Annotated in this window: 22 protein-coding genes; 11 read left to right on the top strand and 11 right to left on the bottom strand. The window is 43.6% G+C overall.

Going from position 1 to position 21,010, the window contains the following annotated elements:
* Positions 1-9 precede the first annotated feature (9 nt).
* Together ftsE and ftsX are read left to right on the top strand one after the other, a co-directional pair.
* Positions 10-699, top strand: a complete 690-nt coding sequence (gene ftsE, locus ALT761_RS18145) for a cell division ATP-binding protein FtsE (RefSeq protein WP_129740240.1) — start codon at positions 10-12, stop codon at positions 697-699.
* On the top strand, positions 696-1,676 hold the full coding sequence (ftsX, locus tag ALT761_RS18140; RefSeq protein ID WP_129740239.1) for a permease-like cell division protein FtsX: 981 nt from the start codon (positions 696-698) through the stop codon (positions 1,674-1,676). The genes ftsE and ftsX overlap by 4 nt, the downstream gene beginning before the upstream one ends.
* A gap of 15 nt (positions 1,677-1,691) precedes the next feature.
* Here the strand turns inward: ftsX and ALT761_RS18135 are convergent, their stop codons facing one another.
* Together ALT761_RS18135 and ALT761_RS18130 are read right to left on the bottom strand one after the other, a co-directional pair.
* Entirely contained in the window at positions 1,692-2,933 is a 1,242-nt protein-coding gene (locus ALT761_RS18135; RefSeq protein ID WP_129740238.1) for an EAL and HDOD domain-containing protein, read from the bottom strand.
* A 141-nt stretch (positions 2,934-3,074) separates the two neighbouring features.
* Positions 3,075-4,301, bottom strand: coding sequence for an EAL and HDOD domain-containing protein (locus ALT761_RS18130; protein WP_129740237.1), 1,227 nt, complete (start codon positions 4,299-4,301; stop codon positions 3,075-3,077).
* 597 nt (positions 4,302-4,898) lie between these two features.
* Here ALT761_RS18130 and rpoH point away from each other — a divergent pair.
* Positions 4,899-5,753: an RNA polymerase sigma factor RpoH gene (gene rpoH / locus ALT761_RS18125; RefSeq protein ID WP_013786286.1), complete on the top strand. Its 855-nt coding sequence runs from the start codon at positions 4,899-4,901 to the stop codon at positions 5,751-5,753.
* A gap of 120 nt (positions 5,754-5,873) precedes the next feature.
* Here the strand turns inward: rpoH and ALT761_RS18120 are convergent, their stop codons facing one another.
* The 3 genes from ALT761_RS18120 to pip all read right to left on the bottom strand — a co-directional run bounded on the left by ALT761_RS18120 (position 5,874) and on the right by pip (position 8,277).
* On the bottom strand, positions 5,874-6,782 hold the full coding sequence (locus tag ALT761_RS18120) for a bifunctional GNAT family N-acetyltransferase/hotdog fold thioesterase (protein ID WP_129740236.1): 909 nt from the start codon (positions 6,780-6,782) through the stop codon (positions 5,874-5,876).
* 83 nt (positions 6,783-6,865) lie between these two features.
* Complete coding sequence (gene dtd, locus ALT761_RS18115; protein ID WP_129740235.1) at positions 6,866-7,303, bottom strand: D-aminoacyl-tRNA deacylase; 438 nt, start codon at positions 7,301-7,303, stop codon at positions 6,866-6,868.
* Positions 7,303-8,277: a prolyl aminopeptidase gene (gene pip / locus ALT761_RS18110; protein WP_129740234.1), complete on the bottom strand. Its 975-nt coding sequence runs from the start codon at positions 8,275-8,277 to the stop codon at positions 7,303-7,305. Before pip ends, dtd begins: the two co-directional genes overlap by 1 nt.
* 98 nt (positions 8,278-8,375) lie before the next feature.
* Here pip and ALT761_RS18105 point away from each other — a divergent pair, with 98 nt between their 5' ends.
* Together ALT761_RS18105 and ALT761_RS18100 are read left to right on the top strand one after the other, a co-directional pair.
* Positions 8,376-8,618, top strand: coding sequence for a hypothetical protein (locus ALT761_RS18105; protein WP_013786282.1), 243 nt, complete (start codon positions 8,376-8,378; stop codon positions 8,616-8,618).
* Positions 8,615-9,253, top strand: a complete 639-nt coding sequence (locus tag ALT761_RS18100; protein WP_126871736.1) for a DUF2959 domain-containing protein — start codon at positions 8,615-8,617, stop codon at positions 9,251-9,253. Before ALT761_RS18105 ends, ALT761_RS18100 begins: the two co-directional genes overlap by 4 nt.
* A 95-nt stretch (positions 9,254-9,348) precedes the next feature.
* Here the strand turns inward: ALT761_RS18100 and ALT761_RS18095 are convergent, their stop codons facing one another.
* On the bottom strand, positions 9,349-10,233 hold the full coding sequence (locus ALT761_RS18095; protein WP_129740233.1) for a virulence factor BrkB family protein: 885 nt from the start codon (positions 10,231-10,233) through the stop codon (positions 9,349-9,351).
* Positions 10,234-10,392: 159 nt separating this feature from the next.
* Positions 10,393-11,277 carry a methylenetetrahydrofolate reductase gene (gene metF, locus ALT761_RS18090; RefSeq protein WP_129740232.1) on the bottom strand — a complete coding sequence of 295 codons (885 nt, stop codon included), beginning with the start codon at positions 11,275-11,277 and terminating at the stop codon, positions 10,393-10,395.
* Between the two features lie 151 nt (positions 11,278-11,428).
* Here metF and metJ point away from each other — a divergent pair, with 151 nt between their 5' ends.
* A complete protein-coding gene (gene metJ / locus ALT761_RS18085) occupies positions 11,429-11,755 on the top strand; it encodes a met regulon transcriptional regulator MetJ (RefSeq protein ID WP_013786278.1) in 327 nt (108 codons plus the stop codon).
* A gap of 81 nt (positions 11,756-11,836) precedes the next feature.
* On the opposite strand, the gene ALT761_RS18080 is transcribed toward metJ, so the two are convergent.
* Positions 11,837-13,078: a malic enzyme-like NAD(P)-binding protein gene (locus ALT761_RS18080; protein WP_129740231.1), complete on the bottom strand. Its 1,242-nt coding sequence runs from the start codon at positions 13,076-13,078 to the stop codon at positions 11,837-11,839.
* A gap of 408 nt (positions 13,079-13,486) precedes the next feature.
* On the opposite strand from ALT761_RS18080, the gene ALT761_RS18075 reads away from it, so the two are divergent.
* Entirely contained in the window at positions 13,487-13,801 is a 315-nt protein-coding gene (locus ALT761_RS18075; protein WP_129740230.1) for a hypothetical protein, read from the top strand.
* A 220-nt stretch (positions 13,802-14,021) separates the two neighbouring features.
* Here ALT761_RS18075 and rpmE read toward each other — a convergent pair whose 3' ends face one another.
* The gene (rpmE, locus tag ALT761_RS18070) at positions 14,022-14,234 is read right to left on the bottom strand and encodes a 50S ribosomal protein L31 (RefSeq protein ID WP_013786275.1); all 213 of its coding nucleotides are present in this window, start codon (positions 14,232-14,234) and stop codon (positions 14,022-14,024) included.
* A 311-nt stretch (positions 14,235-14,545) separates the two neighbouring features.
* Between rpmE and priA the strand changes: the two genes are divergently transcribed.
* From priA to hslU, 4 genes are all read left to right on the top strand, one after another.
* Positions 14,546-16,750: a primosomal protein N' gene (gene priA, locus ALT761_RS18065; protein ID WP_129740229.1), complete on the top strand. Its 2,205-nt coding sequence runs from the start codon at positions 14,546-14,548 to the stop codon at positions 16,748-16,750.
* Positions 16,751-16,879: 129 nt separating this feature from the next.
* Positions 16,880-17,449: an SPOR domain-containing protein gene (locus tag ALT761_RS18060; RefSeq protein WP_013786272.1), complete on the top strand. Its 570-nt coding sequence runs from the start codon at positions 16,880-16,882 to the stop codon at positions 17,447-17,449.
* 339 nt (positions 17,450-17,788) lie between these two features.
* The gene (hslV, locus tag ALT761_RS18055) at positions 17,789-18,313 is read left to right on the top strand and encodes an ATP-dependent protease subunit HslV (RefSeq protein ID WP_013786271.1); all 525 of its coding nucleotides are present in this window, start codon (positions 17,789-17,791) and stop codon (positions 18,311-18,313) included.
* 79 nt (positions 18,314-18,392) lie between these two features.
* Positions 18,393-19,721, top strand: a complete 1,329-nt coding sequence (hslU, locus tag ALT761_RS18050; protein ID WP_129740228.1) for an HslU--HslV peptidase ATPase subunit — start codon at positions 18,393-18,395, stop codon at positions 19,719-19,721.
* A gap of 52 nt (positions 19,722-19,773) precedes the next feature.
* Here hslU and ALT761_RS18045 read toward each other — a convergent pair whose 3' ends face one another.
* Both ALT761_RS18045 and ALT761_RS18040 read right to left on the bottom strand, forming a co-directional pair.
* A complete protein-coding gene (locus ALT761_RS18045) occupies positions 19,774-20,691 on the bottom strand; it encodes an ATP-grasp domain-containing protein (RefSeq protein ID WP_129740227.1) in 918 nt (305 codons plus the stop codon).
* A gap of 53 nt (positions 20,692-20,744) precedes the next feature.
* Positions 20,745-20,969 (bottom strand): hypothetical protein, encoded by a 225-nt coding sequence (locus ALT761_RS18040; protein ID WP_129740226.1) that lies wholly within the window; start codon positions 20,967-20,969, stop codon positions 20,745-20,747.
* Between the last annotated feature and the right edge of the window lie 41 nt (positions 20,970-21,010).

The raw sequence follows: 21,010 nt of genomic DNA, 5'->3' as shown, positions 1-21,010 counted from the left end.
GAAACATGCATGATAAAGTTTGAGCAAGTAAGCAAAACCTACCCCGGCGGACAACGGGCGCTGAGTAAGGTCGACTTTCACATCGCCCCTGGAGAAATGGCTTTTCTTACTGGCCATTCTGGTGCTGGAAAAAGTACGCTGCTTAAACTTATCAGTATTATGGAACGCCCAACCGTCGGTCGTGTACTGATTAATGGTCATGATCTAAATGCTATTACCCGAAGAGATATTGCCTACATTCGTCGCGATATAGGCATGATCTTTCAAAGCCATCAATTGTTGATGGATAAGTCAGTTTTCGACAATGTGGCGCTTCCTCTTGTGATAGAGGGGTATACCCACAAAGAAATTGGCAAGCGTGTCGATGCTGCACTAGAAATGGTCGGCCTGCGAGATAAAAGCCGTAACTTACCTATTATGTTATCGGGCGGCGAACAGCAGCGTGTTGGTATAGCCCGCGCTGTAGTGAACAAGCCCCCCTTACTTCTTGCCGATGAACCTACCGGAAACCTCGACCCGAAGCTTTCGATGGAAATTATTCGCTTGTTTGAAGATTTTAACCAAGCCGGTGTATCTGTGTTCATCGCTACCCATGATTTAGGGCTAATCGCCCGAATGAAATATCGCACACTGACGTTGAAAGATGGTCAAATGATTACCGACGGCTTAACCGATGACTTAAATGGGAACTGGCAATGAGTATTCTATTTAAAGGTAGAAGCCAAGGGGCGTCGTCTAGGAAAGTCGGGCTAGTACAATCTATCGTGATGTTCTTCGTAAGCCATGTAAGGCAAGCCCTTTCAAGTTTAGGTGAACTATGGCGTCAGCCTGCTGCATCGCTTATGACCATTGGGGTTTTGGGGTTAAGTATTACTCTACCCAGCACCCTTTATATTATGGTTAAAAATACCGAGAAAATTACCGCAGGGTGGGAGCAAGCATCAGAAATTTCATTATTTCTGAAACCTGATATTTCCGCCGCCAGTTCACAGCAATTGGTCGCTAGGTTAAACACATGGGAAGAAATTGATTCTGTGGTGTTCATACCTGCTGATGATGCGCTAAAAGAGTTTCAGCATTTATCAGGGCTAGGCGATGCTATTGCGTACCTGCAAAGCAACCCTTTGCCTGATGTTGTGTTAGTGACACCGATTGATAAGCATGCCACGCCGAATGCGGCTAAAACATTGCTTGATAAGCTAAAGCAGCAGCGTGAAGTTGATATAGGTAAATTAGATATAGAATGGCTGGAGCGCTTGTATGCCGTTATTGCTATTGCCAGCGACCTTGTCACCTTTATTGGCATTTTGTTGTTCTTCGCTGTGGTACTGATTATTGGCAACACGATTCGACTGAACATTCTTAATAAGCACGATGAAATAGTAGTGATGAAGCTGGTAGGGGCAACGGATGCTTTTATTCACCGTCCATTTTTATATACCGGTTTTTGGTATGGCTTACTAGGTGGGCTGATGGCATGGTTTGCCGTTATCATCATTCTATGGTGGATGGATAGCAGTATTGAGACCTTTGCTGCCATGTACCAAAAAGACTTCAATATCACTGGCCTGACAGGTACCGCATTATTAACGATGCTGGGATTATCTATTACATTAGGGTTGCTTGGCTCGCTTATTTCAGTGCAACGTCATGTGAGACAAATTGAACCAAAATAAGCGCTATTGCACTGCCTAGCTTTGAACGGGAGCACTTGGGAAGTGCGTAGAAATGGCGCTTCTCACACCGTTACCCCAAACAATAGCTTGGTTATAAAGGATATGAAGCTGCTTTTGGTCAATATCCAATACTTTCGCCTGCTTAATCACATTCATCCACAGCGCACCTTCAAAAGCGCGTACTAGGCTCATGTAGCTGTTGAATTCAGGCGTCTTTCCTAAGATAGCGTCATTTAATTCTTCTGACAGCGGGAGTTGTTTAAGTACATCATCAATAGACTGATCTAATAACGCGTCTAATAATGAAAATAACCCAACTAAAAAGCCTACCGGTGGGTTCGCTTTTAAGCCACGCTTTGCCGACAATAAATCGAAAAACTTGGCCCTAACCAAAGACATATGAATAATCTCTAACGGCTTATCATCCCCTAAGTTGGTTAGGCTGAGTAGCGCAATAAACTTCTTCACCTCCACTTCACCCATATAATTAAGGGCATGTTTAAGTGAGGTTATTCTATGGCGCTTATTAATTAGTGGGTTATTGATAAATTTAAGTAGCAGGTAGCTTAATGCGGCATCACGCTCAACAATTTGGCTCACCTTATCAATATCAAAATTATCGTTTGAGCACTCGCCGATAAGGTCGACGATGTTCATTTTAGAAGCCGGCAATTGGCGAAGTATGCGGGCTTCCGGCTGAGCAAAGAAATATCCTTGGAAAAAATCGAACCCTAAATCCATGCTGGTCGCGAATTGGTCTTGCGTATCAACTTGTTCAGCCACTAGCTTCACGTTGGCATCAAGGTATCGAGGAATATTCTTCTCTATATTTTCAAAACGAATTTGCGAAAGATCTACTTTTACAATGTCAACAAGAGGCAGAATTTCATGCTTGGCGCTTAGCATCATAGGGTCGTCAATAGCAATACGAAACCCAAGGCGTTTAATGTGTTGGCAAGCTTCTAACAAGCCCGTTTGAGCAAAAGGGTTATCTGCCAATTCAACCACAACCGACTCTGGGTTCAGTGTGGTAGGGAAGCGAGAAATGATGGTTTCAGATGAAAAGTTGATAAACGAGGTTTTTTCACCGCTAATATCATCTAGCCCTAGGGGATGAAAGTGCTCAGAAATATATTGGGATTTTTCAGGAGAGTGCTCGGGGTACGCGCCAGCCTTGCCATCTCGAAACAAAAGTTCGTAAGCAAATACATCCTTTGTTTTATCCAAAATCGGTTGGCGAGCGATAAACGCGAACATACGAGTTCCCTACTGTCACGTTGAACAATTATCAACGAATATTATTGCAATTTACACTACCATAACATGCATTTACGGAAATCGCGTTAATTTGCACATTACATTTTGTAACTTATTTTAATGGATGGATATTCCTCAGCGTTATTTATCTACCTGCGCTGAAACATGTACGTGGTGTGCCCATTTCATCGCTTCATTATAATAACCGTGAAGCAAAGTTTGCTGAATGTTGTACTTGCCGGAAAACTTTTTAATACCAGACCAGTTCGCTCTTTCAAAATACTTAGCTAACGTAAGACAGTCTTTCAGCACACCAGGCTCACCACAAAGCGCATCTTTTACATTATCGCTAATGGGTACCTTGCTTACCAATTCGTCGATGTGTTGTTCCATCATGGCATCAAGCATAGACAAAAGACCGGTTAAAAAGCCGGTAAGTGGATTTTCTCTTTCTTTGAAAGAGATAAACACAAGCTCACAAAATTTTGCCCGCACAAGGGCCATTTGCATCAATTCTTGAGGCTGGCCGTCATTTAAGTTAGCTAATGCAAGTAAGGCGATAAACTTTTTAACCTCAACTTCGCCCATAAAGTTTAGCGCATGCCTAAGGGAAGTTATTTTATTTCGTTTATTAATAAGCGGGTTATTAATGAAGCGTAATAGCAAATAGGTTAGGGAAGGATCGCGCTCAATAATGCGATTTACTTCATCAAAATTTAGTTTGGGTTGGCTACTTAACGTGAGCAGCTCCATCATGGTAAGGGCACTTGGGCCTAATTTGCGATGACGTACAATTTCTGGTTTCGCTAAGAAGTAACCTTGAAAATAGTCGAAGCCCATTTCTTTGAACTTATGAAACTCTTCGTAGGTTTCAATTTTTTCCGCCACAAGTTCAATGTTATGCGATTTGAAGCGCTTAACTAATGAAGGAATGGTTTCGTGGGCAATCTCAGTAATATCAATTTTAACAATACTGGTAAACGGAACAAAAGCGTCCCACTTCTCTTCCATATCGTAATCATCAAGTGCAATGGGGTAACCTAACCCACGAATGTGCTTGCACGCAGCAATAAGCGCATCATCTACTTCAACGGTTTCAACAATCTCAATAACCACTTTGCTTGCATCTAACGAGGTAGGGAATCGGTACATCAAGGTATCGCGATGGAAATTAATGAATGCTTTTTTATCACCTGTGATTTCTTCAATACCCAAGCTTAAATGCGTAGACGTTAGAATTTTAGAGGTCGCCTCATCGGGCGGAATATCTGGAAAGCAATTATCTTCCCCTATCCGAAAAAGTAATTCGTAAGCGTAAACATTCCTGTTTACGTCGAATATGGGTTGTCTTGCTACGTATGCGAACATCGAGTGCCTCTTTGCTCTCGCCGCGTAAAAACGCGATTGAAGTCGTTAAAAAGAAAATGAAAATTTTGTTATTTATTTTTGTTATTTATTATAGTGCCGAGCGCTCTGAAGGCATAAATTTTATATCTCATTGTAAGTAAAAAAGCGATGCTAGCAATCGAAAAATTGTAATAGTCTGCGTATTTAAGAGCGGGTAAAATACTCAGTTGATGTATAACAAGAATACGCCCTAATTTAAGTTTGATATAACTTTTTGAAAGATGAACGGCATGTTTTATATACATTTTGAATGTATAATAGGTATATATCGTGAATATCTGCTTCGATAAGTTGCTCCCTGCGGGCTAGTACTTATTTTTCTTTGGAGCTTTCGGTGATATTTATCATGCCTTGTAGCGTAATTATAAATACGTTTTACAATGTATGAATGATTTGGAAAGAGATAGACACTAATTGAACTGTTTTTTGCATTTGTGGTCTTGATCTTTAGAAGATGGGTACTACATACCAATAACTGGTTTAGTTTCTCATCGCAATTAAGTCTCGCGCGGCTGATGTTACTTTGCTAATATCAAGTTGCAAAGAATGAGGTGAATAATGAGCAATAAATTGCAATCCCTAGCACTATCAGTTCCTCACAGCGGTAGCATTGAAGGCTACGTACAAGCTGTAAGTCGTATTGATATGCTAACTGCAGAAGAAGAGCGCGCATTAGCGGTGCGTCTTCGTGAAGATGAAGATTTAGAAGCAGCACGTAAGCTGGTTATGTCTCATCTACGCTTTGTTGTGCATATAGCAAAATCTTATTCAGGATATGGTTTGCCACAAGCCGACCTTATTCAAGAAGGTAATATTGGTTTAATGAAGGCGGTTAAGCGTTTCGACCCAACAGTGGGCGTTCGTTTGGTTTCTTTTGCCGTGCATTGGATCAAAGCTGAAATTCATGAATTCGTACTTAAAAACTGGCGCATTGTTAAAGTTGCTACCACGAAAGCGCAACGTAAATTGTTCTTCAATTTGCGTAAAGCGAAAAAGCGTCTTGGTTGGTTTACCCACGAAGAGGTGCAAACGGTAGCGAGCGAGCTGGGTGTGAGTACGAAAGAAGTGCTTCAAATGGAAGCGCGAATGAGCAGTCAAGATCAAGCATTCGATCTTTCTGCTGACGAAGACGAAACGGGCAATTTTGCGCCTGTTCAATTTCTTGAAGATAAATCAACTGATGTTGAAATGGACGTTATTAACAACGACTGGGACACTAATGCGAGCAAGCGTTTGTATTCAGCCATTAAAACGTTAGATGACAGAAGCCAAGATATTATCGAGACTCGTTGGTTAGCTGACAGTAAAATTACACTTCAAGATCTTGCTGATAAGTACGAAGTATCTGCTGAGCGTGTTCGTCAAATTGAAAAGAACGCGATGAAAAAACTACAGGCTGCCATGGTCGCTTAGCTGAAAGCAGCTAAACGAGAGCAACCTAAATAAACATAATTAAAAAAAGCGCCTACTGGCGCTTTTTTTGTATGTGTTATTTATAAAAGTAAGAAGCGGTTAATAATACACCTTCGCCCGTTATGCTTCAGTTTGCTCTGGAAGCACCCAAAACACCCCTTCAAACTCTGCCACGGCATTATCGCCATCTAAGATATCTACGTTCAAAGCAAACCGCGCTTTTTCACCTTTTTCCAAAGGCTTAAATTTGCCCGATAAGGTTTCTATATTACAGATTGCACGAGGTTTCATAGTAATGGGCTTATGATAGTGAATATCGCCGTCACCCAATACAATATCGCCTGTTAGCCCACGCTCTTTCAGTTGTAAGTAAATCATTCCCCAGCCAGTTAACGTGGCTAACGAAAAAATACTGCCGGCAAACATAGTGCCGTGAACATTAATATTCTTATTAAGTGACGCGCGGGTTTCTAATGTCCTGCCTGTGTATTGATATAGTTTAATGCCCATATGTTCTGTAATGGGAATGGTATCAGTCCAGGTTTGCTGTAATGATTTACACCACTTGGGGTGCAGCACCAAGGTGTTATTTTCAGTTAGCTTTTTCACCATCTGCTGGCGTCTTAGCATGCCTAATTCGTTAGGCGCTTCACGTTCAACCACAAACCCACATGCGCTGAAAAAGTCGATAGAAACTTCTCGGCTGTTTGTCACCGCGCGTATAGCACCCAATTCTTTCGCCACGTTCTCTAAGGCGTCCATTATCATCTGTCCAAGCCCCTTACGCAGATGATCAGGGTGTACGGCGATATGACGAATTTGTGCTTCTTCAGCGGTATTTAAATGCACACGGCCACAGGCAACAATGTCGCCTTTACCGTTCACTATGGTGCGGTGCTCTGCCACTTGTTCATATTCATCTTTCTCTGAACCAGGAGGAAAGTTCCATGGCTGGCGAAGGTGAGCCCAGCGAAAATGAAAATAGGCTTCGAATTCAGTATCGCTTTTAGGAGTTACAACCTTATACACAATAGAGAGGCCTTGTATGAAAGAGTGAAAATCTATTTAACCTTACGCATGTAAACCGCACAAGATTAATTCTGGTATGTTCATTATACCTGAAACTGGAAGGTGGCGGGTCCGTCATTCACTAAGGCAACTTTCATTTCAGCACCAAATTGCCCAGTTTCCACGGGAATGCCCTTTTGTTTAAGGGATTCTATAAATTGCAGGTAAATAGCGTTGCCATGTTCAGGTGTCGCCCCCCTAGAAAAACCTGGGCGATTGCCTTTTTGTGTGTCGGCAACTAGCGTAAATTGCGATACGACAAGAATTTTGCCACCAATTTGCTCAACGTTTAAATTCATTTTTCCCTCACTGTCGGAAAAAATACGGTAGCGGCATAGCTTATTAGCAAGCTTTTCAATTTCTTCCGGGCCATCGTCTTTTTCAACGCCAAGTAGCACTAGCATACCTTGCTCAATTTCACCGATGATTTCATTGTTCACTGACACGCTAGCTTCAGATACTCGCTGAACCAACCCAATCATTACTTTTGCTCCTTTAAAAATCTTGCCATATCTCTGGTGGCGCGGCACAACGCATAAGCAATGCCTGGCTCAGACGTGCTATGGCCAGCATCAGGAATGATTTGAAGTTGGCTTCCTGGCCACGACTTATGTAATGATTCCGCCGCTTCAGTTTTACATATCATGTCATAGCGACCATGAATAATAGTGCCAGGAATATCGCGTATTTTGTCTATATTATCAAGAATATAGTCTTCATCAATAAAGCATTTATTCGTTAAGAAATGGCATTCGAGAGTGGCTAAGCTGGTGACAAGCGATAGGGGATATTGACTGGTGGAATCGCCCGTGCCTGGAGGTAAGGATACACGAGAAAGTCGCTCCTCCCATTGATACCAGCGCTTTAACGCCGCATGGCGTTGTACCTCGTTATCAGCTTTCAATGTATTGAGATAATGCGTACAAATAGCAGCGGTACTTAGCGAACCGTCTATCCCTTTAACGAACTGGCGATAATATTCTGGAAAAAGCTGAGCGGCACCCCCTTGTGGCGACAAAAACCAGTCTCGGTCTTGTTGGCGTGCTAAAAATACGCCGCGAAGAATAAGGCCGCTGACATGATCAGCATACCTAAAAGCATAAAGAAGCGCTAAGGTTGAACCCCATGAGCCCCCAAAAACTAACCAACTCGATACGTTGAGCTGGCGCCTTAATATTTCAATATCTTCTACATTTAGCCATGTATCGTTGTTTTTGATGCTGGCTAATGGCGTTGAACGACCACATCCCCTTTGCTCGAAACCGATAATACGGTATCGGTTACTGTCGAAGAAACATTTATAATTTGGCGGTAAACCAGCACCTGGACCACCATGAATAAAGAGTACTGGAATACCTTCAGGGTTGCCGCTCTGCTCGTAATATAGAGAGTGCCCACATCCCACCTCGATAAATCCATTCTGATAGCAGGTAACATCTGGGTAAAGTCGTTTCATTTTATTTCCGCGCGTTGTGCGGGTGCCTGTTTTAGTTTAGTTTATTCTTATGAAATACTACATAATCATATTCTGATAACAATTGCGAGGAAGTTTATATGTCAGGGCAAGGATCTGGCGGCAATGTGATTGCTGCAATTTGTAACTTTTTTATTCCAGGGTTAGGGCATTTAGTACAAGGGCGAATACTTGGCGCACTTTTTTATTTTATTGTGGTTGGAGTGAGCTATGCGCTTGCCGCAACCGTAGTATTAGCAATTGTATTTTGGCCGCTTGGCGTTATTTTGCACATTATTTGTATTATTAGCGCGGCCCGCTATCGAGGGAGAGAGATGTTATGAGGCTAATAGCAACCGCTATTATTGCTATGTTGGTACTAACTGGCTGCCAATCTGCGTATTACGCGGCGTGGGAGAAAGTAGGCGTTGAGAAACGGGATATCCTTGTGGACCGTGTTGAAAACGCAAAAGAGTCGCAAGAAGACGCACAGGAAGAGTTTAGTTCTGCGCTGGAAGCTTTTAGTGCCGTGGTTGCCTTTGAAGGTGGCGAGTTAGAAGATGTTTATAACAAGCTTAACAGCGAGTATGAAAACAGCCTTTCTGCTGCCAATGATGTAACTGATCGTATCGATAAAGTTGAAAGTGTTGCAGAAGCACTTTTTGACGAATGGGAAGATGAGCTAGAAAAGTATCAAAATGCGTCGTTAAAACGCGAAAGCACTGAGAAGTTGCGTGATACAGAGCGCAGATACAGCGCGCTTATTAAAACCATGCGTAAAGCAGAAAGCAGAATGGCACCGGTATTAAGTGCGTTTCAAGACAATGTTTTATACTTAAAGCATAATTTGAACGCTAGCGCGATTGGTGCGTTGCAAGGTGAGCTCTCAACGATTCAAAACGATGTTGACCAACTTATCGAACAAATGAATTCAGCGATTGCTGAATCTGATGCGTTTATTGCCGCTATGTCTAACTAATGAGTGTCTGACTGAAGCGTCACTGGCTTGTTACTACCAGTAACAAGCCGTTACCATACTAAAAAGGTGTTGTAGTTTCCTACAACACCTTTTTTTTATTCCTCTGGAATTTGCCTTGGCTCGTCTTCCGCTTTTCGGTTTTCAAACGCTTGGCCCAAGCTACACGTAAACTCAGCGCCTAATAGCACTAGTATCCATGAAATATAGACCCACAAAAACAAGATAGGCACCACGGCTAGCGCACCGTATATCAGCTCGTAAGAAGGGAAGTTAGTAATATACAGTGCAAACCCTGACTTGGTTAATTCAAACGCTACCGTAGCGAGTACTGCCCCTGAAATAGCATGTCGCGCAAAAACTCGTCGGTTGGGTACTATCATGTACAATATGAAAAAAGCCAGCATGGCTGCGAAGCTAGGTACAAGAGTAAGTAAAAACGTGCCTAACCCTGGCGTATATTCTTCCGCAAAAGCAGCAAGCCCTGCTAAATAAGAACTAATAATAACGCTTGAGCCAATAAGCATAGGCCCTAAGGTAATCACCATCCAATAAATGGCAAAGGTATACACAATAGGGCGATCGCTTTGGGTACGCCAAATACGGTTAAGGGTTTTATCAACGTTGGATATCAACATCAGTGCCACTACCAGTAGCGATAGAATACCAATTGCGCCCATTTCAGACGCATTGCCAACAAAGTCAGACATATACTCATGAACCGTATCGCTGGCGGTAGGCACAAAGTTATTAAAGATAAAGTATTCTAATTTGCCTCGCACTGAAGCAAATGCAGGAAACGCTGACATGATGGTGAATGTCACCATGATAAAAGGAACAAGAGAAAGTAGCGTCACGTAGGCTAGGTGGCCTGCGGAAATGGTAATATTGTCTTCACGGCAGCGCTTGATGAAGATAGTGAAAAGATCGACAACTTGTGGTGCGAGCTTATGATAGATGGCTTTTACCCGATCCCAATTCACACTTTACTCCTAGTAATTACTCGCCTTGGCTATTCGCCACCTACCTTGGCTTTTAAACAGCCGAGAAAAGTGACAGTAAGGCAAACGAGTCGTTCAAATACCTAATAATAAGCAAATGGTATACTGGTCTGCCCTATAGGAGCAAAGGTTTAATCGAAATTAACCTGCTCGAACACCTAGCATGTGGCAAATAGCGTAGCTCAATTCACTACGGTTAAGGGTGTAAAAGTGAAAATGCTTCACGCCTTCTTTGGCGAGTACCTTAACTTGATCCATGGCGATGTTAGCACCAATAAGGTTTCGAGTAGCTTGGTCGTCATCGTCGAGGCCATCAAACATTTTGTGTAAGAACCCAGGTACGTGCACGTTAGTGAAACCGGCAAACTTTACCAAGGTTTGATAGTTAGTGACTGGTAGTATGCCAGGTACTAGGTCTAGGTCGATCCCCGCTGCTGCCGCACGGTCACGAAAACGCAAAAATACACTGGTGTCGAAGAAGAACTGTGAAATCGCTTCGCTCGCACCGGCTTCTGCTTTGCGCTTAAGGTTCAATAAGTCGAATTGGGCATTAGGCGCTTCTGGATGTTTTTCAGGATAAGCGGCCACTGATATATCGAAATCGGCTACATCCTTTAGTAATGCTACTAAATCTGAAGCATACATCTCGGTATCTTTCACACCAGGCGGTAGATCACCACGCAAGGCAACAATACGACGAATACCAGAATCCCAGTAGTCTTGAGCAATTTGTTTAAGCTCATCACGGCTTGCATCAACACATGTAAGGTGAGGTACAGCTGCAACCCCTGTTTGCTGTTGAATACGCTTTACCACATCATGAGTACGGTCGCGCTCACCACTGTTAGCACCATAAGTAACCGACATGTAACTTGGCTTTAAGGGCGCCAAACGTTCAACGGACTTCCACAAGGTTTGTTCCATTTTCTCTGATTTAGGCGGAAAAAACTCAAATGACACATCAATGTCACGCAGTTCCGAGAGGGACTGATTCAGTGCATCGACACCTTGTGCGTAAGAAACCATGATAAAATTGCTCTTTTATAGACGTTTAGACGTCCAAAATAAAGAATTTACGTCTAGACGTCAAGAGGTTTACACTGCTCAATTGACCTTTTCGTCAACTTGTTTAGAATTTCTCTTCATAACATAAATAAGATCAGACAGAGTTAGCATTATGGCAGAGTGGAACGGTAAGTATATTCATCCCTACGCAGAGCACGGTAAAAAGAGTGAACAGGTAAAGAAAGTCACCGTTTCTATTCCTATTAATGTGCTAAAGGCATTAACCGATGAACGTACACGTCGGCAAATAAATAATTTACGTCATGCGACGAATTCAGAGTTGTTATGTGAAGCATTCCTTCATGCCTTCACTGGTCAGCCGTTACCGGATGATGAAGATTTAAGAAAAGATAACCCTAATCGTGTACCAGCAGAAGCAAGGCGCATAATGGAAGATATGGGTATAGACGTTTCTATTGAGAACGAACAAGAAGATTAAAAAAAACGGCAATGAAAATTGCCGTTTTTTATAATAATTTGAAGATTAAGCTGCGCGCTACATTCTTCGTTTATATTGCCTTTACTCTGCGCGGCTAGGTATTTCTGGAAGTCTTGCAACGCCAGATTCAATCGCCGCTTTAGACACGGCAGTAGCAATGCGTTCACAAAGGCGAGGGTCCATTGGCTTAGGGATAATGTATTCTTTGCCAAAGGTGAGGCTTTTGCTATTGCTGGCCGCTAATACCGATTCTGGCACAGGCTCTTTTGTAATAGCGCGAAGTGCTTCTACTGCAGCCACTTTCATCTCGTCGTTAATGGCCGTTGCGCGAACATCTAATGCACCACGGAAAATGAACGGAAAGCACAGAACATTGTTTACCTGATTAGGATAATCAGAACGCCCTGTCGCCATAATCAAATCACTTCGAACCTCGTGGGCCAATTCAGGCTTAATTTCAGGGTCGGGATTAGAGCATGCAAAAACAATTGGGTTGGGGCTCATTAACGCTAGCGTTTCTGGTGGTAATACATCAGGCCCAGATACACCTACAAAAATATCCGCGCCTTCCATTACATCTTCTAAGGTACGTTTATCAGTGTTATTAGCGAACAAGCGCTTGTGCTCGGTAAGGTCTTCACGGCGAGTGTGAATAACCCCTTTTCTGTCTAGCATGTAAATGCGTTCACGCTGCGCACCACATTTAATCAGTAATTCCATACAGGCAACGGCTGCCGCACCTGCACCCATACAGACTATTTTAGCGCTCTCAATATTTTTACCCTGAATTTCAATGGCGTTCAACATGCCTGCGGCGGTAACAATAGCAGTACCATGTTGGTCGTCATGGAATACGGGAATACTGCAGCGCTTAATCAATTCTTGTTCTATTTCAAAGCATTCAGGGGCTTTAATATCTTCAAGGTTAATACCGCCAAAGGTATCTGCAATATTAGCAACGGTATTAATAAATTCTTCTGTTGTACGATGCTTTACTTCAATATCGATAGCATCAAGCCCTGCAAAGCGTTTAAACAGCAGTGCTTTACCTTCCATAACTGGTTTAGAAGCTAACGGCCCTAAATTACCCAAACCTAAAATAGCAGTTCCATTACTGATGACCGCTACCATGTTGCCTTTTGCAGTATATTTGTAAGCATTATCAGGATCTTCAGCAATTTCTCGTACCGGCTCAGCGACCCCTGGACTGTAAGCCAGAGCAAGATCATCCACACTATCGGCTGGCTTTGAAAGCTCTACGCTGATTTTACCTGGCGTGGGTTTGGCATGGTAATCTAGTGCACGTTGTCTGAAATCTGACATTAGTAAACATATCCTTCGATGTAGGGGTTAGGCAATCTTCGTTACCGTAGGGGCAATCTGCGTTCTAGCAGTAGAATGTCTTCGACTCTATCACAGGGTCATTTGAGTACATATCTGATCTGCCCTTTATATCTGTCAATCTAGGACAGACTTGCTCGTATGACCAGTGACATCGTCGAATATTTGCCATTCACAGTATTAATGACACTTAAGGAATTAATACATTATTTCTATTTTATGGGTGCTGGTACAGGGATAAGTTCAGGCATAAATGCAGGAATAACTTCAGGCTTGGTAACAAATAACAATCGGATTATGTTTGAAAAAAGTCATTTTACCGGCAGCTTAAGGCGCTGATTGGCGGAATAGGTATAATGGTAAACATGAAGAAAGAAAGCGTAATTTACCATGTCTGAAAAGAAACTGATTGAAGCGTTAACTGCGGTGTGTGAGTGGGCAAAATCTGAGTCGGTTGGCTTTGAATGGCTTACGCATGAGGGTCACTGGCGCAGACCAGAAATTATTGCGGTGTTTAAAACCGAAAAGCAAAAAAGTGAAGCACTTTCGACTAACTGGAACCAAGCATTCGAACATGAACTTGATAACGTATGCTCCGAATTGAAGGTACGCATTAAAGGAGTTCGCTATGACAGCGAGCAAGCATGCTCTGCACAAAGTAACGGCAACTGGGAACGGCATTTAAAACGCCGAGCTTTTCACTAAAAGAGCATTTCACCAACAAAGCATTGCATTAGCCGAGCATTCCACTTCGCTGCTCTAGCTGCTCTATAAGGGGCGAGCACGGTATGGGTTGAACACAGAATGAAGTGAGGATGCAAAACGCAGATACGAAAAAATACAAAACCCACTTACAACTCCAGATACAAAAAAAGCGCCGATAGGCGCTTTTTTTAAAGAAACATAGTGTTTCTGAGTACTGAGCTTATTTAGCGCCCAAAGCACCGAAACGTTTCTTGAAGCGGTCAACACGACCACCGGTATCAACGTTACGTTGCTTACCAGTGTAGAATGGGTGACATGCAGAACATACGTCTAGGTTAATATCTTTACCTAGAGTAGAACGGATTTTCATTACGTTGCCGCAAGAACATGTTGCTGTCATTTCAGCGTATTCTGGGTGGATACCATCTTTCATTTTGGATTACCTTCAATATGAGGCCGTATCGCTATTTGGCCCGAAGCCAAACACCATACGCAACTTTAAATTCAATGACCAACCGCAGAAATTGCAATCAGCCGCAAAAGAGCGGCGCATAATAAAGGAAGCAACTAAAGTGATCAAGCACTTTTTGTATGCGAAGTAAACAGGGGCGGGATTAATCAAGCTCACGGGCTAAAATAAATTCCCTTCCCTTATTTGACATTATGTTTAAATGCCAGATCATTAGCGGTTCTGAATTTACGTTTAATCACTTTACGTTCATCAATTTTGGGGCATCAATTTTAATGGTATTCATTCAGGTGGCTGTACCTGTGCCGCTTCGCCAGCTATTTACCTATTCTCATACCGATACTTTACAACCGGGTGTGCGGGTAAAAGTGCCTTTCGGACCACGTCAACTGGTAGGCATTGTGGTTGAATCCGGTGTAGACATAGATGATACCAGTAAAATAAAAGCCATCATTGAGGTAGTAGATAGCGCACCTGTTATCGACGAATCGCTAAGAAAAATGGCGCATTGGTTATGGCAGTATTACCACCATGCGCCCGGGGAAGTGATACACGCCATGCTTCCTGTACCGCTTCGAAAAGGTGAGCCAGCCACGCCATCACCCGCGCAGTATATTCAAGTCACACCAGAAGGTGCTGATACCGATGTTAAAAGTTTAAGCCGTGCTCCAAAGCAAATGAGTTGCTTAGAAGCGGTTCAAACCACATCAATTATTGCTAGCGAAGCGCGTAAGACTTTTTCACCCGCAGTAGTGAAAGCGTTATTAGAGAAAGCACTTATTGAGCTCGTAGAAATTACCCCTGAACTTACTGCACAAGCGTGGTTGGATACCTTCGAAATTGGCGAAAAGCCCGTACCTGATAAAGAGCAAGGGGTCGCGATAGCGGCATTAAACCAGCAACATGGCACCTTTGCGATTAGCTTGCTTGAAGGGGTGACAGGTAGCGGTAAAACCGAGGTGTATCTGCAATCAATTGAACCTTTGCTTAAAGCCGGTAAACAAGTGCTTATTTTAGTGCCTGAAATTGGTTTAACGCCGCAAACCGTTTCGCGTTTCGAAAAGCGCTTCAATATTCCTGTAGGCGTATTGCACTCTCAATTGACGGACGCCGCGCGATTATCGGTATGGCAGCGGGCAAGGGCAGGCGAACTCGGTATTATCATTGGTACTCGCTCAGCGATTTTTACCCCCATTAAAAACCCCGGCATGATCATCGTAGATGAAGAGCATGATGAATCGTTTAAACAACAAGACGGGCTTAGGTATCACGCGCGCGATTTAGCGGCCATGCGAGCCAAAGAGCACAGCATTCCTTTGTTGCTCGGCAGTGCTACCCCAGCGCTTGAAACGCTTAATAACGCGTTAAACGGCCGCTTTGCGCATTTGCAACTAACACGGCGTGCCGCAGGGGCGCAAAGTACCAAGCAGTATTTGCTAGATGCAAGAGACCAACCTATTCATTACGGCATCTCAGAAGGCTTGCTGACAATTATGCGCCAGCATGTAAATGCAGGGAATCAGATTCTGGTTTTTGTGAATAGACGAGGTTATGCTCCCGCGCTTTTGTGTCATCACTGTGGCACCACGGCAATGTGTAAGCGTTGTGACAGACCCTATACCGTGCATAAAGGGCAAAACAGGCTGCAATGCCACCACTGTGGTGCTACTCGTTCAATGCCCAAAGAGTGTGAAGCTTGCCACAGCCATGAAATGGTAACGGCGGGGACGGGCACCGAGCAGGTAGAAGAAGGCTTAATGAAGCTGTTCCCCGATGCCAAGCACGTGCGCATAGACAGTGATACGGTAAGAGGAAAAGACAAGCTACATCAAACCCTCGACGCTATTAACCGCCAAGAACACCAAATACTGGTAGGCACGCAAATTTTATCGAAAGGGCACCATTTTCCTCACGTTACATTGGTGGTGGTGTTAGATTGTGATGGGGCGCTATTTAGTGCTGACTTTCGAGCTCCTGAAAAGCTAGCGCAGCTCGTTACGCAGCTTGCAGGGCGAGCAGGGCGTGCCAGCAAACCCGGAGAAATGTGGCTGCAAACCCACAATCCTCACCATCCTTTATTACAAGATTTAGTGAACAACGGCTATGCCCACTTTGCTCGTCATGCATTGATGGAGCGAAAAGCGTCTGCATTGCCTCCTTATATTAGTCAATTTGTAATTCGGGCAGAGGCAACCGAGAGCTCATCGGCCTATGCATTCCTGCAACAGGCTAGGGGCGTCCTTTCAAACTCACATACTGCAAACGCAAATTCTAAGGGCTTAGTGCCGCAAATGAGTGGGCCGTTTCCCTGTTTAATTGAAAAACGACAAGGGCGTTTTCGCTTTATGCTGGTGTGTAGTCATGAAAAAAGAGCGCCGTTACATAACGCATTGCGGCTAGCTCTGCCGTATTTACAAGGTTTACCGCAGGCGGCAAAAGTACGTTGGTCGGTAGATATCGACCCCACCGATTTCAGTTAGCGCACAGGTTTCTATTACGGTAAAATCTTAACACTGATGTATACAAGTGTTTCAGGGTTGTGCACTATGTCTTCGTCTCATGGCATTACCCATCTAAAATAACGATAAGTAGTAGGAAAACTGCCGAATATGGCTCAACGCGATTATGTATCTCGTGGTAAAGCACCACAAAAAAAGAAGCCCGAAAATAAAAAGCGCGGTAAATCACAGGTGAAGAGTGGCCCCACGGCCTCATTCCCTATTGTTCGCCTTGTTATTGTGGTGATATTGCTTATCGGCTTTGCGGTTTTCTTATGGTCTATTAAAGATAACGCCAGTTCTGAGGTAGATACCGAAGTTGTACGCCCTGTTGCGCCTACCCAAGAAGCTTTGCCTGAATTGCCTAAAGAAGAGTGGGAATATATTCGTACTCTGCCAGGGTATGAAGTGGAAGTAGACGTTGCCGAACAGGAAAAATCGGACAAACGTTATCTTATGCAGTGCGCGTCGTTCAGAACCCGCGCTCAAGCTGAAGAAATGAAAGCGAAAATTGCCTTTCAAGGTTTAGAAGCACTTATTCGCCAGAGTTCTGGCAGCAACGGCGAATGGTTCAGGGTTATATTAGGGCCATTCGAATCGAAACGAGATGCCGAAAAAGCCAAGCACAGCCTTCGTAAAGTGAATATTGCGACCTGCCAAATTTGGTACTGGAATTTATAAGCGTAATCGCTTTTTATTCACTACCTATTACTCATTATTCATTAATAAGGGCATTCACCGCATGATGTGGTGGATGCCTTATATTCATCTCATACTACAATCACCTCATACTACAACCATCTCATAATAGCCACCTCATACTACTTTGCAGCGCTTAACGCATTAATACGTGCCCGTTTACTGCATACGTCTTTATTGCTTTACTTTAACAGGCCCTTTTAGCTGACCGTTTTATCTGCTCCCCTTGAAAACGAAAACCCTTCCCCCATTTCATAACAAAGTCTTTTTTCAGTTATCGCCCGAGTCTGCGATAGCGCCCACCTTAAACGGGGATTAAACGTGACAACGATTGTATCTGTAAGACGTGGAAATCAAGTTGTGATGGCTGGCGATGGTCAGGTGTCACTAGGCAATACCGTAATGAAAGGTAATGCACGTAAAGTGCGCCGCTTGTACCACGATAAAGTATTAGCTGGTTTTGCAGGCGGTACCGCCGATGCCTTCACCTTGTTTGAACGCTTTGAAGCAAAACTTGAAGCCCATCAAGGCCACCTGACCAAGGCGGCGGTTGAACTTGCCAAAGATTGGCGAACCGATCGCATGCTGCGCAAATTAGAAGCCTTATTGGCCGTAGCCGATGAAACCGCGTCATTCATCATTACCGGTAACGGCGATGTCGTACAGCCAGAAAATGACCTAATCGCTATTGGCTCAGGCGGCAACTATGCTCAAGCTTCTGCCATTGCCTTGCTAGAAAACACCGAACTTACCGCAAAAGAAATTGCGGAGAAAAGTTTGACCATAGCCGGTGATATCTGCGTATTCACTAACCATAGTCAAACGGTAGACGTACTCGATTACTAAGTGGCTGTTTAATTCATCATTAACAGCCACTTGTGCCTGCTATTAATGCAGTGGCACCAAAACAGATAAGGGTTTATGCATGTCTGAAATGACACCTAGAGAAATTGTTCATGAGCTAGACCGACACATTATTGGTCAGCAAGATGCTAAACGTGCGGTATCAATTGCACTTCGAAACCGCTGGCGCCGTATGCAGCTTGAGCCTGATTTGCGCCAAGAAGTGACGCCTAAAAATATTCTTATGATTGGGCCAACAGGTGTGGGTAAAACTGAAATTGCCCGCCGCTTAGCAAAACTAGCCAATGCGCCTTTCATAAAAGTTGAAGCGACAAAGTTCACCGAAGTCGGCTATGTGGGTAAAGAAGTAGAAACCATTATTCGCGACCTTGCTGACATTGCCGTGAAGATGACCAAAGAAACGGAAATGAAAAAGGTGAAATTCCGTGCTGAAGAAGCGGCGGAAGAGCGCATTCTTGATGTGCTTATTCCACCTCCTGAAGATGCATGGGGTAAGAAAGAAGACGTTGAAGACAGAGGCACGCGCCAAGCGTTCCGTAAAAAGCTTCGTCAAGGCGACTTAGACGACAAAGAAATTGAAATTGATGTGGCACTTCCACAAGTAGGCGTAGAAATAATGGCGCCTCCAGGGATGGAAGAAATGACCAATCAGCTTCAAGGCATGTTCCAAAATTTGTCAGGTTCGCAAAAGAAAAAGAAGAAGCTAAAAATTAAAGATGCACTGAAAATGCTGGTGGAAGAAGAAGCCGCACGTTTGGTGAATCAAGAAGATTTAAAAGAAAAAGCGATTGAGTCGGTTGAGCAACACGGCATTGTGTTTGTTGATGAAATTGACAAAATCTGTAAGCGTGAAGGTAACAATTCAGGTGATGTATCTCGTGAAGGCGTTCAGCGTGACTTGCTACCTCTGGTAGAAGGTTCAACGGTGTCGACTAAACACGGTATGATTAAAACAGACCATATTTTGTTTATCGCCTCTGGTGCGTTCCAAATGAGCAAGCCGTCAGATCTTATTCCTGAGCTTCAAGGTCGTTTGCCTATTCGCGTTGAATTATCTGCCTTAGAAGTGGGTGACTTCAAACGTATTCTTACCGAGCCAAATGCGTCGCTTACCGAGCAATACAAAGCGCTTATGTTGACCGAAGGCGTAAATATCGATTTCGTGGAATCAGGCATTCAGCGTATTGCTGAAGCTGCATGGCGAGTGAACGAACGCACTGAGAACATTGGTGCACGCCGTTTGCACACGGTGCTTGAACGCCTAATGGAAGATATCTCGTTTGATGCGTCTGAAAAAAGCGGTGAGTCTTTTGTGATTGACGAAGACTACGTAAACAGCCACTTAGAGTCGCTTGTAGAAAACGAAGATCTATCGCGCTTCATTCTATAACGCCCTAAGGCTAGTAACACAAAAGAGCGCATTTATTTAAATGCGCTCTTTTTTATGTGGTTAATAATTTCACTAACCGGCCGGTGATATCAACACCAGTCTCGTTTTCAACAAACAAGAAGAAAGGGCAAGGGTTGGCTTCTAAGAAATAGTATTCACCCTTGGTATTTTTGCGCCAATCGATAGCGCACCAATGCATGCCTAAGCCGGTACATATCTTTCGTGATAAATCCTGCATTGGTTTAGGAAGAGGGGTTAGCAAAGGACGTGCGTTTGCATCGTCTCTGAAATCGAGATTGTGAGAGTCTATTTGTACACTGACGACTTCATCACCAAGTACGTAACTTCGAATATTCGTCCCTTCAATAAATGCCTGAAAAGTGACAGGACGCTCATTTAACAAAGCCTGCACTAAGCTGCGAGTATCATTGCTCTGTTGCACAAACTTCGCTGTTTCGCCGCCTTTGACGGGCTTATAGACCACCTCGCCTATGTTCGCACAAAACTGTAAAGCTACATCACTAGCGTTACCTATATAGGTATATGGCACCTTAGCGCCTAGCTTTTTTGCCATTCGCAATTGAATCGGTTTGCAGTGATGGGCGCGAATGGCGTCAATACCATTAACCCACTTAGTTCCACTGAATAAAAACCAGCATAATAAGGTGCTGGCATATTCCTGATCTAACCATTGTGAAGACACACTATTAGAGGGTTTCACCGAGGGGGGAATATATTGATGCCAATAGGCAGATGTGATGTCTGACAGAGGAATTCGAAACAGCCCGCTGCGGGTCGGCTGGTTAAAATGCAATAGGCCATCATTAAAATCTGGGTCGTAGCTGAGCTGCCAGTGCTCACCAAAATAGTTGGTATTAATAATACAGGGGTCGTTTTTATCGGCAATTAAGGCTTCAGCCACATGTAGAATTTGTGGGTCAGTCTCGCTCCCTATTAATGCAATCTGCATTGAAATATCCTTTTTAAGTGGTAAAAGGAGGACTGCTTAACCTCCTTAATCTGCTATGACAATAAATCGGGTAATTGTCCGCCGTCCTCACCAATCGCTAGGGTGATGTAGACAGGTTGTTTAACAAAGTGAATGGGGTCTTTGTCTGCGTCTGCAGAGACCCCAGATTTCCCGCCAGTGACTTGCAGTAGTTCTTGGGCTTTAAGGTGAAGGCCAGAGCCGTTCTGTGTATTTTCTTGTGTATTTCCTTGTGTATAGCTATGCGTGTTATGTTGCATTTTTCGCTCCTTATATAAGCGTTTTGGTGTAGTTAAAAAGA

It is taken from the genome of Alteromonas sp. 76-1, assembly GCF_900654235.1.
In the GTDB taxonomy this organism is placed as follows: Bacteria; Pseudomonadota; Gammaproteobacteria; order Enterobacterales; family Alteromonadaceae; genus Alteromonas; species Alteromonas naphthalenivorans.
This window is presented reverse-complemented; position numbering and strand designations above follow the sequence as displayed.